Annotated in this window: 13 protein-coding genes; 6 read left to right on the plus strand and 7 right to left on the minus strand. The window is 56.7% G+C overall.

The window, feature by feature from the left end:
- The first annotated feature begins 151 nt into the window (after positions 1-151).
- Positions 152-535 carry a biofilm formation regulator BssR gene (gene bssR / locus GM298_RS04360; protein WP_266153671.1) on the plus strand — a complete coding sequence of 128 codons (384 nt, stop codon included), beginning with the start codon at positions 152-154 and terminating at the stop codon, positions 533-535.
- A gap of 106 nt (positions 536-641) precedes the next feature.
- On the plus strand, positions 642-1,760 hold the full coding sequence (locus tag GM298_RS04365; protein ID WP_128338711.1) for a PQQ-dependent sugar dehydrogenase: 1,119 nt from the start codon (positions 642-644) through the stop codon (positions 1,758-1,760).
- On the opposite strand, the gene GM298_RS04370 is transcribed toward GM298_RS04365, so the two are convergent.
- Entirely contained in the window at positions 1,761-2,387 is a 627-nt protein-coding gene (locus GM298_RS04370; RefSeq protein ID WP_266153672.1) for a glutathione S-transferase family protein, read from the minus strand.
- A 241-nt stretch (positions 2,388-2,628) separates the two neighbouring features.
- Here GM298_RS04370 and dacC point away from each other — a divergent pair, with 241 nt between their 5' ends.
- Positions 2,629-3,834, plus strand: a complete 1,206-nt coding sequence (gene dacC, locus GM298_RS04375; RefSeq protein WP_032672410.1) for a serine-type D-Ala-D-Ala carboxypeptidase — start codon at positions 2,629-2,631, stop codon at positions 3,832-3,834.
- Positions 3,835-3,917: 83 nt separating this feature from the next.
- On the opposite strand, the gene deoR is transcribed toward dacC, so the two are convergent.
- The 3 genes from deoR to GM298_RS04390 all read right to left on the minus strand — a co-directional run bounded on the left by deoR (position 3,918) and on the right by GM298_RS04390 (position 6,088).
- Complete coding sequence (gene deoR, locus GM298_RS04380) at positions 3,918-4,676, minus strand: DNA-binding transcriptional repressor DeoR (protein WP_025756093.1); 759 nt, start codon at positions 4,674-4,676, stop codon at positions 3,918-3,920.
- A gap of 67 nt (positions 4,677-4,743) precedes the next feature.
- A complete protein-coding gene (gene ybjG, locus GM298_RS04385; RefSeq protein ID WP_059386110.1) occupies positions 4,744-5,352 on the minus strand; it encodes an undecaprenyl-diphosphate phosphatase in 609 nt (202 codons plus the stop codon).
- A 7-nt stretch (positions 5,353-5,359) separates the two neighbouring features.
- A complete protein-coding gene (locus GM298_RS04390; protein WP_266153673.1) occupies positions 5,360-6,088 on the minus strand; it encodes a phosphatase PAP2 family protein in 729 nt (242 codons plus the stop codon).
- Between the two features lie 168 nt (positions 6,089-6,256).
- On the opposite strand from GM298_RS04390, the gene GM298_RS04395 reads away from it, so the two are divergent.
- Positions 6,257-7,489, plus strand: a complete 1,233-nt coding sequence (locus tag GM298_RS04395) for an MFS transporter (protein WP_128338709.1) — start codon at positions 6,257-6,259, stop codon at positions 7,487-7,489.
- 70 nt (positions 7,490-7,559) lie between these two features.
- On the opposite strand, the gene GM298_RS04400 is transcribed toward GM298_RS04395, so the two are convergent.
- Both GM298_RS04400 and GM298_RS04405 read right to left on the minus strand, forming a co-directional pair.
- Positions 7,560-8,372 (minus strand): Cof-type HAD-IIB family hydrolase, encoded by an 813-nt coding sequence (locus GM298_RS04400; protein WP_047958109.1) that lies wholly within the window; start codon positions 8,370-8,372, stop codon positions 7,560-7,562.
- Positions 8,362-9,576: an MFS transporter gene (locus GM298_RS04405; protein ID WP_025756088.1), complete on the minus strand. Its 1,215-nt coding sequence runs from the start codon at positions 9,574-9,576 to the stop codon at positions 8,362-8,364. The genes GM298_RS04400 and GM298_RS04405 overlap by 11 nt, the downstream gene beginning before the upstream one ends.
- 81 nt (positions 9,577-9,657) lie before the next feature.
- Between GM298_RS04405 and GM298_RS04410 the strand changes: the two genes are divergently transcribed.
- Together GM298_RS04410 and GM298_RS04415 are read left to right on the plus strand one after the other, a co-directional pair.
- Positions 9,658-10,221 (plus strand): TetR/AcrR family transcriptional regulator, encoded by a 564-nt coding sequence (locus GM298_RS04410; RefSeq protein WP_045284546.1) that lies wholly within the window; start codon positions 9,658-9,660, stop codon positions 10,219-10,221.
- 107 nt (positions 10,222-10,328) lie between these two features.
- Positions 10,329-11,843, plus strand: a complete 1,515-nt coding sequence (locus GM298_RS04415) for a GGDEF domain-containing protein (RefSeq protein ID WP_266153674.1) — start codon at positions 10,329-10,331, stop codon at positions 11,841-11,843.
- Between the two features lie 69 nt (positions 11,844-11,912).
- Here the strand turns inward: GM298_RS04415 and arsC are convergent, their stop codons facing one another.
- Complete coding sequence (gene arsC, locus GM298_RS04420) at positions 11,913-12,344, minus strand: glutaredoxin-dependent arsenate reductase (RefSeq protein WP_262783596.1); 432 nt, start codon at positions 12,342-12,344, stop codon at positions 11,913-11,915.
- Positions 12,345-12,349: the final 5 nt, after the last annotated feature.

A 12,349-nucleotide genomic window follows, 5' to 3' on the forward strand; every position in this document is an offset into this window, starting at 1 on the left:
ATACACTCTTTGCAAGGCGGATGCGCCGGGGAGACGTTGTAACATTGTAAATAATGTTAATCAGTTAATAAAAATTGATCCCAGGCATTAAACTGTACAAAAAATGAACTTATCCTGACTATGCACAATGGCTGACAGAGGAGGAAAGAGCATGACCGTTGACAGACTAAAACGCGATCTGCTGAACAAGCTGATCAATGCCCGAATCGACCTGGCCGCGTACCTGCAGTTGAGGAAGGCAAAAGGGTATATGTCAGTCAGCGAAAGCGAACATCTGCGTGATAACCTGTTTGAACTTTGCAATTTCATGCGTGAAAAAGCACCGACCCTGAAGGCGAATTACGGCGAAAGCGAACTTATCGCACTGCGCCGCGCCGCCGAGGTGTTCTCCATTGCAGGGGTGTGTCTGATGAACGGACGCCACGACTGCCCGAATTTTATCGCCGTAAACGCGGAGAAGCTTGAAAACTGCCTGACAACGCTCTCTCTATGCATCATGTGCCTGAACAAGCACGAACAGCTTGAACAGCACTGATCCAGGGGGAGGCAACTCCCCCTTCTGATTAAGCTTTTGTAAAAGTGATAACGCGGCCGGACGCAGTGGCTAACCTTTATGCCATATGCCGATAAAGGAGCGCGTTATGCCTCGATCCTCGCTGATTTTCCTGCCTGCGTTGTTTATTCCCTTTTCGCTGCTCGCTGCGCCAGAGGCGGTCAGGGTTGAGGTGCTGCAAAACAGACTCGATCATCCCTGGTCTCTGGCGTTTCTGCCGGATAATAACGGGCTGCTGGTGACCCTGAAGGGCGGCCAGCTTAAACACTGGCAGGCCGGGAAAGGGCTTTCCGATCCGATCGTCGGTGTACCAAAAGTTTGGGCAAACGGGCAGGGCGGATTGCTGGATGTCGTCCTCGCCCCGGATTTTAAACAATCACGCCGCATCTGGCTGAGTTACGCCGAAGCGGGAAAGGACGGCAAAGCCGGAACGGCAGTAGGCTATGGCCGGTTAAGTGACGATCTGACGCGCATTGAGGCTTTCCAGGTGGTGTTCCGCCAGACGCCGAAACTCTCTACCGGTAACCATTTTGGTGGCCGACTGGTGTTCGACGGCAAAGGCTATCTCTTTATCGGACTCGGCGAGAACAACCAGCGGCCCACGGCGCAGGAACTGGACAAATTACAGGGTAAAGTCGTGCGTCTGACGGAGGACGGAAACGTGCCGCCAGATAACCCCTTTGTGCGTACGCCCGGCGCGCGGCCGGAAATCTGGTCTTACGGCATTCGTAATCCGCAGGGAATGGCGATGAACCCCTGGAGCGATACGCTGTGGCTGAACGAGCACGGTCCGCGCGGCGGGGACGAGATCAATATTCCCGAGAAAGGCAAAAACTATGGCTGGCCGCTGGCGACGCACGGTATCAACTACAGCGGGTTGAAAATTCCGGAAGCCAAAGGCGAGCACGTTGAGGGGACCGAAAAACCTCTGTTTGTCTGGAAAGTTTCACCGGCGGTAAGCGGCATGGCGTTTTACAACAGCGACGTTTTCCCGCAGTGGAAAAACAAGCTGTTTATCGGCGCGCTGAAGGAGAAAGACGTGATCGTGCTCAGCGTGAAAGGTAACAAGGTGACGGAGGACGGACGCATTCTGGGCGACCGGGATCAACGTATTCGTGATGTGCGGGTGGGGCCGGATGGATATCTGTATGTCCTGACCGATGAGACGGACGGGCAACTATTAAAAGTCAGCCCGTCCGGGACGTGATCAGGTGACCGGGATCATCACGACGTTACGGTACGCCGGGCGATCGCTCAGCTGTTTAAGCCAGCGCTCCAGGTGCGGGCGCGGCGCCCACTTCAGACCCATGTTGGTCAGGTTCCAGACGAACGGCGCCACGGCGATATCGCCTGTACCGAACGCATCACCGGAGAACCACGGGTGCTTCGCCAGTTCGTCATCCATCATCGCAAACAGATTTTCGCAGGCATCCTGCGCGGCATGAATGGCGGGATAGTCGCGGTCAGCCTCCGGGGTGCGGATAAGTCCCATCAGGATCACCCGGTGGGTTGGTGAAAGCGTCTGGTTCGCCCAGTCCATCCACTTTTCCCCTTGCGCGCGGCGGGCCGGGTTTTCGACCCACAGACGACCCTGACCGTACTGGGCAGCCAGGTAACGCACAATGGTGTTAGATTCCCACAGCGTGGCGTCTGTTTCGTCATCGCGCAGCAGCGGCACCAGGCCATTCGGGTTCATGGCCAGGTAGTCGGCCTCTTTATTCACGCCAAACGACATCCCGGCCATGATTTGATTGAACGGTAAATCCAGCTCCTCCAGCGTCCAGAGCACTTTCTTAACGTTGGTTGAATTATTTCTGCCCCACAGCGTAATCATATTTACTCCCGATGAGATGTGAATCCGAATCAGCTTTTGGTCATGGTGAGATAAACCTAACAATTACGCAACAGAAGAGAAAAAAATCGCCTGAATCAAAGCGTATCTGAATGTTATTGCATAAACTTTAATAACTTTACCCTCGTTGGGTTTCTTTAACGGTTTTAGTGCGCTATTACTCATCGCTTCTTGCGACACGGTGATGTGACGTAATTTTTGAATGGACACTCGGGTGGCATTTATGACGCGAAAAATGACTTCTCTGCGCAGCCTGGCGGCAGGCTCTGCGCTCCTTTTCCTGTTTGCACCAACGCTCTACGCAGCCGAACAGTCTGCGCCCGAAGCGCCGCCTGTGGATGCGCGCGCCTGGATCCTGATGGACTATGCCAGCGGTAAAGTGCTGGCGGAAGGCAATGCGGATGAGAAACTCGATCCGGCAAGCCTGACCAAAATCATGACCAGCTATGTGGTCGGCCAGGCGTTAAAAGCGGGCAAGATCAAGCTGGACGATATGGTCACCATCGGGAAGGACGCCTGGGCGACTGGCAACCCGGCGCTGCGCGGATCGTCGGTGATGTTCCTGAAGCCGGGCGATCAGGTTTCCGTTTCGGATTTGAATAAAGGGGTGATTATCCAGTCCGGTAACGACGCCTGTATCGCGCTGGCGGACTACGTTGCGGGCAGTCAGGATTCGTTTATCGGTCTGATGAACGGTTACGCGCAAAAGCTGGGCCTGACCAATACCACCTTTAAAACCGTTCACGGCCTCGATGCGCCGGGCCAGTTCAGCACCGCCCGCGACATGGCGCTGCTGGGGAAAGCGCTGATCCACGACGTGCCGGATGAATATGCCATCCATAAAGAGAAAGAGTTTACCTTCAACAAAATCCGTCAGCCGAACCGCAACCGCCTGCTGTGGAGCAGCAACGTCAATGTCGACGGGATGAAAACCGGCACCACCGCCGGGGCGGGTTACAACCTGGTGGCCTCCGCGACCCAGGGCGATATGCGCCTGATCTCGGTCGTTCTGGGGACCAAAACTGACCGTATCCGCTTTAACGAATCCGAAAAACTGCTGACCTGGGGCTTCCGCTTCTATGAAACCGTGACGCCGATAAAACCGGATGCCACGTTCGTCAGCCAGCGCGTCTGGTTTGGTGACAAGAGCGAAGTGAACCTGGGCGCGGGTGAAGCGGGTTCAGTGACCATTCCGCGCGGTCAGCTGAAAAATCTGAAGGCCAGCTACACTCTCACCGACCCACAGCTCACGGCTCCGTTGAAAAAGGGTCAGGTGGTCGGGACGATTGATTTCCAGCTCAACGGGAAGTCGATTGAACAGCGTCCGCTGATTGTGATGGAAGCGGTAGAAGAGGGCGGCTTCTTCAGCCGGATGTGGGATTTCGTGATGATGAAATTCCATAGCTGGTTTGGTAGCTGGTTCAGCTAATTTTTTGCCGGGTGGCGCTGCGCTTACCCGGCCTACGTTTTTCTCCCTCTCCCACAGGGAGAGGGCATCAGACCGCACCCCACTTAATACATCAACTTCACCTGCTGCGCCTTCGCGTGGGCCACTATCTCGTCATCCGGACGGCAGTCGCTGACGATGGCATCAAATTGCGCCAGTTCGCCCATTCTTGCCGAACGCACCTTGCCAAATTTACTGTGATCGACCACCAGTACGTGATACTGCGCTGCGCTCAGCGCCCAGTGCTTCACCGGTAACTCTTCCAGATTAAAGCAGGTTGCGCCCTGGCGGACACTGACGCCAGCGGCGGAATAAAACGCGATATCCGGGCATAAATTGCTGAGCGTGTCCTGCAGGTTAAGCGGCTTAAAAATCGCGTTGCTGGCGTGAAACTCACCGCCGCAAAGGATCACCCGGCACTCGGGCTTCTCCTGCAGCGCCAGAAAGGTGTTCAGGGAGTAGCACACGGCAGTGAACGGAATTGTGCTGTCGATGGCTTCGATAATCCACGGCGTGGTGGTACCGCAGTCAAAAAACAGCGTCTGGTGCGGCTGTACCAGGGAAGCCGCGAGCCGTGCAGCTTTGCGTTTCTCTTCAACCAGACGCGTCTTCTGGTCGCTGATCAGATAATGGCTGGCACTACGCGGCTCAAGCACAATATACCCGCCCAGCAGCACAACCGGCGCGCTCTCGCTGTTCAGATCCCGACGAATGGTCATCTCTGAGACGCCGAGGAGGGTGGCGGCTTCCTTAAGATGCAGCTTATCACTGCGCTTCAGCGCCTGTAGCAGCTGAGCAATGCGGTCATCGCGTCGTGTTTCCATAGTTCCTCGGCATAAAAAAGTGAACCCCCGCAGGGCGGGGGCTCAAGTGTAACCTGTCAGGTCGGGGTTAGTCACGTATCCAGCCTTTGCGGATCGGGATGGCGAAAACGGCCCGATAGAGTGAAGAGAGCCCGCGGTAGAGCGCTTCCCCGATAAGATTCCACAGGATCGCCGCGCTGACGCAGCCAATCAGTCCCACCAGGAAACCGCCCACCATATCCAGCGGCCAGTGGACGCCCAGATAAACGCGGGACCAGGCGATGGCCACGGCCACCGCCATCAGCACTGCACCCGACCACAGGCGATGCCAGAACAGGAAAGCAAGCGCGAAGGTGAAGATCACCGTACCGTGATCGCTCGGGAACGAGTCATCTGGCGCGTGGTGCAGGAAGGTATAGCCGACGTGATCGACGAAAGGACGATCGTGGGGAAATGCGTGGCCGAGAATATAGCTCACCAGCACGCTTACGCCGAGCGCCATCGCCACTTTGATCACCAGCTGGCGCTGCGCTTTTACCTGACTGCGGGGACCCCACAGCCAGAGGATGGCGGCCAGCGCAGGCACGATACTGATCAGATCTTTTGCCAGGAAGGTGGCGAAATCGATCATCCACTCTGGCGAGGCCGGCGTGGCGTTGATCAGATAAAACAGCTGGTAATTCAGACTCTCTAACATAATGTCATCACTCTTTAGCAAACCAGGTGGAAACAAGGCCATAGACCACCACCTGGGAAAACCAGACCCACCACCCGGCCCACAGGTTGTGAGAGAAAAAATGTGCCCCGCGCATGACCTGGCCGAAGCCCATCGCCAGACCCAGCACCACGCCGAGGAACACAAAGCTCCAGGCGAGGCGCGGACGCTCGCGCCAGAAGGCAAAAAACAGCCCCATTACCATAAAGCCGCTGGAGGCATGACCGCCGGGGAAACAGCGACCCGGACCGCTGTCTGCCGGGACGGCGCTGAACAGGGGATAAGACACGGCCTTACCGCCATACTCCACCAGATCCCACGGACAGCTGTGATGGCTGATGCTTTTCAACGCCCCCACCACCAGCGCACCGAGTCCCATCAGCAGCGCCGCCGTAACCAGTCTTGCGTTACGCTTGTAAGCACCGAATAACAGCGCCACGACCCCTAAGGCGATGGCGATGTACTTCGCCAGGCGATGATTCAGCAGATCCAGCAGGTGGTCTTTCTGCAGCGGGAAGCTTTGCGTCGCCGCGTCATACCAAAAACCACTTATCCATCTGTCCAGCGCTTCATTGCGCGATAGCCACGTGAACACCACGGCAAGAGCAATCAGCACGAAAAGCTGATAACCATAAAAGCGGGTCGGTAAGCGGTAAAGGCGTTTTGTCTTATTTGTCTGTAAGTTAGATAATTCTGAGCGGCTGGACGTGAGTGACATAATTTGGGATCGTTGACGAGTCATCGGGCTATCATAAATCTGTCAACTTAAGGAAACCTTAAACGAAGACGATATGTGCTTTATTTCTGTTTATCCTCGATAAATCACTATCTCGGGCTGCGGCATTTCATTACACTCGTCGCGATTTTGTCATTATAAAGAGATTGCATGTTAAACCGTTCTTCTTCAGGTTCACGTCTGGGTCGTCAGGCGCTGCTTTTCCCTCTGTGTCTGGTGCTCTACGAATTTTCGACCTATATCGGCAACGATATGATCCAGCCCGGTATGCTGGCCGTTGTGGCGCAGTACAACGCGGGGATCGAATGGGTGCCGACCTCGATGACCGCCTATCTGGCAGGTGGCATGTTTTTGCAGTGGCTGTTAGGCCCGCTGTCGGATCGTATCGGCCGTCGTCCGGTGATGCTGACCGGCGTGGTGTGGTTCATCGTGACCTGCCTCGCCACGCTGCTGGCGCAAAATATTGAGCAGTTTACCCTGCTGCGTTTCCTGCAGGGAGTGAGCCTGTGCTTTATCGGTGCCGTAGGGTATGCCGCCATTCAGGAATCGTTTGAAGAGGCGGTGTGTATCAAAATTACCGCGCTGATGGCGAACGTGGCGCTGATCGCCCCGTTACTCGGGCCGCTGGTGGGTGCTGCGTGGGTGCACGTTGCGCCCTGGGAAGGGATGTTTGTCCTCTTTGCGGTTCTCGCCGCCATCGCCTTCTTTGGCCTGCACCGTGCGATGCCGGAAACGGCGACCCGCATTGGCGAGAAACTCTCGCTAAAAGAGCTGGGTCGGGATTACAAAGCCGTGCTGAAGAATGGCCGCTTTGTGGCCGGTGCGCTGGCGACAGGGTTTGTCAGCCTGCCGCTGTTGGCGTGGATTGCGCAATCACCGGTTATTATCATCAGCGGTGAAAAGCTCAGCAGCTACGAGTACGGTCTGTTGCAGGTGCCGATTTTTGGCGCGTTGATTATCGGTAACCTGGTGCTGGCGCGTCTGACGTCACGCCGCACCGTGCGCTCGCTGATTATCATGGGCGGCTGGCCGGTTGCCGCGGGGCTGATTATGGCGGCGGTGGCGACCGTGGTGTCCTCCCACGCTTATTTGTGGATGACGGCGGGGCTCAGCCTCTATGCCTTTGGAATTGGCGTGGCGAACGCCGGGCTGGTACGCCTGACGTTGTTCGCCAGCGAGATGAGTAAAGGGACGGTCTCCGCGGCGATGGGAATGCTGCAGATGCTGATTTTTACCGTCGGTATCGAGGTGAGCAAGCATGCTTACGCGTTGGGAGGCAACGGTCTGTTCAGTCTGTTTAACCTCGCCAACGGCGTGCTGTGGGTTGGCCTGATGGTGGTGTTCCTGAAGGACAAACGCGTCGGAAACGCCCTGCAACCTTAATCTGTTTATTCCCTCTCCCCCGTTGGGGAGAGGGCCAGGGTGAGGGGGGAGGGCACCAAACCGCACGCGGTCAATTAAACGGCGCCTCCCCGTTCAATACCTTCTCAATCACGTTTAAAACGCCTTCCTCGTTATTGTGCGGTGCTTCAAAGCGAGCCACCGCTTTAATATGCGGTCTGGCATTCGCCATCGCAAAGCTGAAGCCCGACTGACGCAGCATCTCCACGTCGTTGCCGCTGTCCCCGAAGGCCACCACCTCGCTGTTATCTATCCCCCAGCGCTGTTGCAGGATCCGCAGACCGTTGGCTTTATGCACGCCCGGGATAATCAGGTCGATACTGCCGTGACCGGTGGTGACGGGTACCATGATGTCGCTCAGCTTTTCATGCAGCAGCGCCTGAATACGCGGAATTTCATCGTCAGAGACGTTAAGCCCGAACTTGAAGAAAATATCGTTCAGATTGTCAAAATTGCTGACCATTTCGAGCCGGTGATAGTACTTCGCCGCGATAGCCTTGAAGCTCTCGTCATAGCACTTTAGCGTATAGGCACTGCTCTTCCCGCAGGCGATGATCTCAATGCCCGGGACGTCGTTCAGCACGTTTGCGACGGTCTCAAAATGGGCCTTCGACAGTTCACCGTTAAAGACGTCTTCACCTTCACTCACGACCCAGCCGCCATTTTCCGCGACGAACGCAATCTCATGCGCAATCTCCGGGAAGAACGAGATCAGCTGGTAGTACTGGTTGCCGCTGGCGACCACAAAACGAATACCCTGCGCCTTCATGCGGGCGTACTGGGCCAGAAAACGTTCGCGATTATAGGTTTTGGCATCGCTCAGAAAAGTACCATCCATGTCGACGGCGATCAGTTTAACGCTCATATCCCTTCTCCAGTGTCGTTTGTTTCGTTTCCGGCCTGGCCACGGCGCGCGCCACCAGCGCCGCGATGATGACCAACCCTAACACCACCAGCATGGCGCTGCGCAGCCCGTAATGCTCACCCAGGAAACCGAGCAGCGGCGGCCCGACCAGGAAGGCGAGATAGCCGGTGGTTGCCACCACGCTGACGCGCGTCGGGGCATCCGGGCCGGTGTCGCTGGCGGCTGAAATGGTCAGCGGGAAGCCGAGTGAGGCCCCCAGACCCCAGAGGATCACCGAGACGCCGGCAATCCAGCCCACATCCACAAAGATGATCATCGCGATACCCAGGCCGCCGAGCAGCGCGCTGGCGCGCACCACCGCCACGCGGCTGTAGCGGTCGATAAACCAGCCGCCGGTGAAGCGTCCGACGGTCATTCCCAGCGTAAACCCGGCGTAAATCAGCGAACCGGAAGTCGGGCTGAAGCCGTGACCGTCCACCATCAGCAGCGGCAGCCAGTCGTTGGCGGAACCTTCCGCGAATGCCATCGCCAGCACCACCACGCCAATCAGCATCAGTTGATAATCGCGGTAGAAGGGCAGCCCCTTTTCGGCCGAGTGCTGTTCGTCCGCGGCGTTCTTGCCGTTACCGTTCGGGATGGCACGGATGCCGATCAGAATCGGAATGATGCACACCAGCGCCGCCAAAAGGATATGCAGATTCGCGCTTACGCCAGCAGCCGTCAGCGCCATGCCCACGCCAGCACCGGCCAGCGTGCCGAGGCTATAGAAGCCGTGCATCATGGGCAGCACGGTTTTGTTCATCTCGCGCTCAACCGCGGCCCCTTCAACGTTTATCGCCACTTCCGCTGAGCCTAAGCTGCCGCCAAATACCGTCAGCCCCAGGGCAAACAGCACCGGTGAGGCAAACCAGAGCGCTGCGCTCAGCACAATCATCCCAATCACCCCGCAGCACATGGTCGTGCGGATCACCGCCCGCGTACCGAAGCGCTTCACCAGCCACGCGGAGCAGAGGATGCCGCTCATCGAACCTATCGACAGGCCGAACAGCACGATGCCCATCTCAGCGGTAGAGACGGACAAAATATCGCGAATGGCGGGCGTACGCGTGGCCCAGGAGGCCATCAGCAGGCCCGGAATAAAGAAGAACATAAACAGCGCCCACAGGCGGAGCTGCAGGGCTTTACGGGGAGAGGTTTGCGTCATCGGGGTTGCACCAGAAGTACATCAATAGCGACAACACTAGCAAGTTTGTGTACATTTGTACACAAACCACGTGAGGAATTTATGAGCAGACCACCGAACGATCCGCATCGCCGGGAGAAGATCCTGCAGGCAACGCTCGATACCATTGCTGAACACGGTATTCACGCCGTCACGCACCGTAAAATCGCCACCTGCGCCGGCGTGCCGCTGGGGTCGATGACCTACTATTTTGACGGTATGGAGCCGCTGCTGGAGGAGGCCTTCACGTGGTTTACCCGGCAGATGTCGCAGCAGTACCGGGATTTCTTCGCGGGTGTCACCGGCCCGGAGATGGCGTGCGAATCCATCACCACCCTGATCCACAGTTCGCAGGTGACGACGCCGCACAACATGGCGCTGATGTATCAGCTCTACGCCTTCATGCACCGCAGCGCGGCGCTCAAAACGGTGATGCAGGACTGGATGAAAATGAGCCAGACCACGCTGGAGCAGTGGTTCGACCCGGTCACTACGCGTGCGCTGGATGCCTTCATCGAAGGGATGACGCTGCACTACGTGACTGACCGGGCACCGTTAACGCGCGAGGAGATCCGGGCGATGGTGGGAAGGATTGCGGGCGTTACACCGGTAAGTAAAATAAATTAGTTTATATTTTTCAATGTATTACGATTTTCCTTCATATTGACAATCCGGACTGATCAAGTGACTATCCACCGCGTTGGTTATTTACTGTTCAGTGGTTGAGGTTGGCGTTGGGTGAAAAAGTAAGTACATGGTTCGTGCAGGTTAGTCTGGCAAAAAAGAGAGCGTTGCTGGTACTGGTGATTGTGGTTCAGGCGGGTCTGCTGATTGGGCATTTGCTCTACCAGCGCGGCTATGTGGAGGATAACGCTGCACGTATCCTTCGCAACACGGCCATTCTCCAGTCCCAGCAGTTTGATACCAGCCTCAACGCGATGCGCTACCAGATGCGCTTTATCGGTAATGCCTTTCTGCTCAACCATACGGTCACGCCTGAAAATGCACAGTCATTCCTGAAAGGAGAGCTGAAGCGCGCCTGGCTGGATGGCATTATCGTCTTTGATGAAGACGGTCATTTTCTCAGCACCCGCGCATTATTTCCTTTCGAGCACGCGCTGGACGCCTCTACGCTTGCGCAGGCCAGCTTCCGGCAGCGCCCTCTCTTTAACGATTTTCGCCGGGATGAAGTCACCGAAAGTTTGTTTTACTGGCGGAGCAACGGTACAGATAAAAACATGGTGGGGTTCGTGATGTTCCGTGCGGTGCGCGATGCCCATGGACGCTTTCTGGGCGGTGCGGTGGGTTTCTTCAATGGTCACTCTATGAACGATATGTTCCGCAAAATGGAAGTGCAGGGCTTCGATTTAGGCCAGGGCGGGGCAATGGCGGTCCTTGACCGGGATAATGCAGTGCAGCTTGCCCGCATGGGGGCGAATGGCGGTACGCAATTGAACACCTCCGGTCCGCATCTCGCGAAGCTGCTGGAATACGCGAGCGATACCGCACAGGTCCACCAATACACCTCTCCGATTGATGGCGTTGAACGTATGGGGGTATTTCTCAACCTTAACGAGCGCAAATGGGTGCTCGCCGTCGGGCTGGCCCGAAAAGATGTGCTGCACGGCTGGTATTATCAGGCCCTGTGGACGGCGCTGGCGATTCTGGTGATCTCCCTTACGCAGTGGTTTCTTATGCACTATATCCACGTCAACGCCCTGCAGCGGGCGCGTTTCCAGCAGGAGGCGCGGCACGATCCGCTCACCGGGCTGGCGAACCGTCGCCAGTTTGATGAGTGGTCTTTGCGGGCCTGCAATCTTGCCCGTCGGCATCAGCAGCCTCTGTGTCTGATGAGCATGGATCTGGATTTCTTTAAGCGCATTAACGACACCTGGGGTCATGACGGCGGCGATGCGGTGTTGAAGCACATTGGAAACGTGCTTCCGGCACTGGTGAGAGGCAGCGACATTGCCTCGCGCTTTGGCGGGGAGGAGTTTGTCGTGGCCATGCCGCATACCTCTCTGGAGGCGGCCGCTGAGATCGCCGAGCGCGTACGGATGAGCCTTGCCAGCCAGAATGTCGACTTCAACGGGCAGACGATCCGCTTCACCGCCAGTATAGGACTCGCGTGCATGACCCCGGATGAACTTGAAATAGAACATGGCATGCAGTCAGCCCTGGCACGCGCCGATCAGGCGCTATATCGTGCGAAACGTGAAGGGCGCAACCGCGTCTGCGTGGCGAGCTAGCGGGCGGCTGTCTTCGCCATGGGCTCAGAGCCTGACTGGATCAGGCTCTGTCGTCCTTCTGAAGATGGATTATTTTTTCAGGCGCTTCTTCCCGCTCTCATCCACTACCACTTCGCCATCCTCTTTGGTAAACGCCCCTTTTTGCGCATCCGGCAGTATGTCGAGCACGACTTCAGAGGGGCGACACAGGCGCGTGCCCAGCGGCGTCACCACGATCGGACGGTTTATCAGGATTGGGTGCTGCAGCATCAAATCGATAAGCTGGTCGTCGCTGAATTTATCTTCGGCAAGGCCGAGTTGTTCATAGGGCTCCACGTTTTTACGCAGCAGATCCCGCACTGAAATGCCCATGTCGGCAATCAGTTTAATCAATTCATCGCGTGACGGCGGGGTATCCAGATAGAAGATAATTTCTGGCTCCGCGCCGCTGTTGCGGATCATTTCCAGCGTATTGCGCGAGGTGCCGCAGGCGGGGTTGTGATAAATGGTGATGTGGCTCATATCAG

This window comes from Enterobacter sp. HSTU-ASh6 (genome assembly GCF_026319105.1).
Lineage (GTDB): Bacteria > Pseudomonadota > Gammaproteobacteria > Enterobacterales > Enterobacteriaceae > Enterobacter > Enterobacter sichuanensis.

Bases quoted from the DNA above. Each gene is read 5' to 3' on its own strand.
- bssR (WP_266153671.1), top strand. From the start codon at position 152: ATGACCGTTGACAGACTAAAACGCGATCTGCTGAACAAGCTGATCAAT.
- GM298_RS04365 (WP_128338711.1), top strand. From the start codon at position 642: ATGCCTCGATCCTCGCTGATTTTCCTGCCTGCGTTGTTTATTCCCTTT.
- GM298_RS04370 (WP_266153672.1), bottom strand. From the start codon at position 2,387: ATGATTACGCTGTGGGGCAGAAATAATTCAACCAACGTTAAGAAAGTG.
- dacC (WP_032672410.1), top strand. From the start codon at position 2,629: ATGACGCGAAAAATGACTTCTCTGCGCAGCCTGGCGGCAGGCTCTGCG.
- deoR (WP_025756093.1), bottom strand. From the start codon at position 4,676: ATGGAAACACGACGCGATGACCGCATTGCTCAGCTGCTACAGGCGCTG.
- ybjG (WP_059386110.1), bottom strand. From the start codon at position 5,352: ATGTTAGAGAGTCTGAATTACCAGCTGTTTTATCTGATCAACGCCACG.
- GM298_RS04390 (WP_266153673.1), bottom strand. From the start codon at position 6,088: ATGTCACTCACGTCCAGCCGCTCAGAATTATCTAACTTACAGACAAAT.
- GM298_RS04395 (WP_128338709.1), top strand. From the start codon at position 6,257: ATGTTAAACCGTTCTTCTTCAGGTTCACGTCTGGGTCGTCAGGCGCTG.
- GM298_RS04400 (WP_047958109.1), bottom strand. From the start codon at position 8,372: ATGAGCGTTAAACTGATCGCCGTCGACATGGATGGTACTTTTCTGAGC.
- GM298_RS04405 (WP_025756088.1), bottom strand. From the start codon at position 9,576: ATGACGCAAACCTCTCCCCGTAAAGCCCTGCAGCTCCGCCTGTGGGCG.
- GM298_RS04410 (WP_045284546.1), top strand. From the start codon at position 9,658: ATGAGCAGACCACCGAACGATCCGCATCGCCGGGAGAAGATCCTGCAG.
- arsC (WP_262783596.1), bottom strand. From the start codon at position 12,344: ATGAGCCACATCACCATTTATCACAACCCCGCCTGCGGCACCTCGCGC.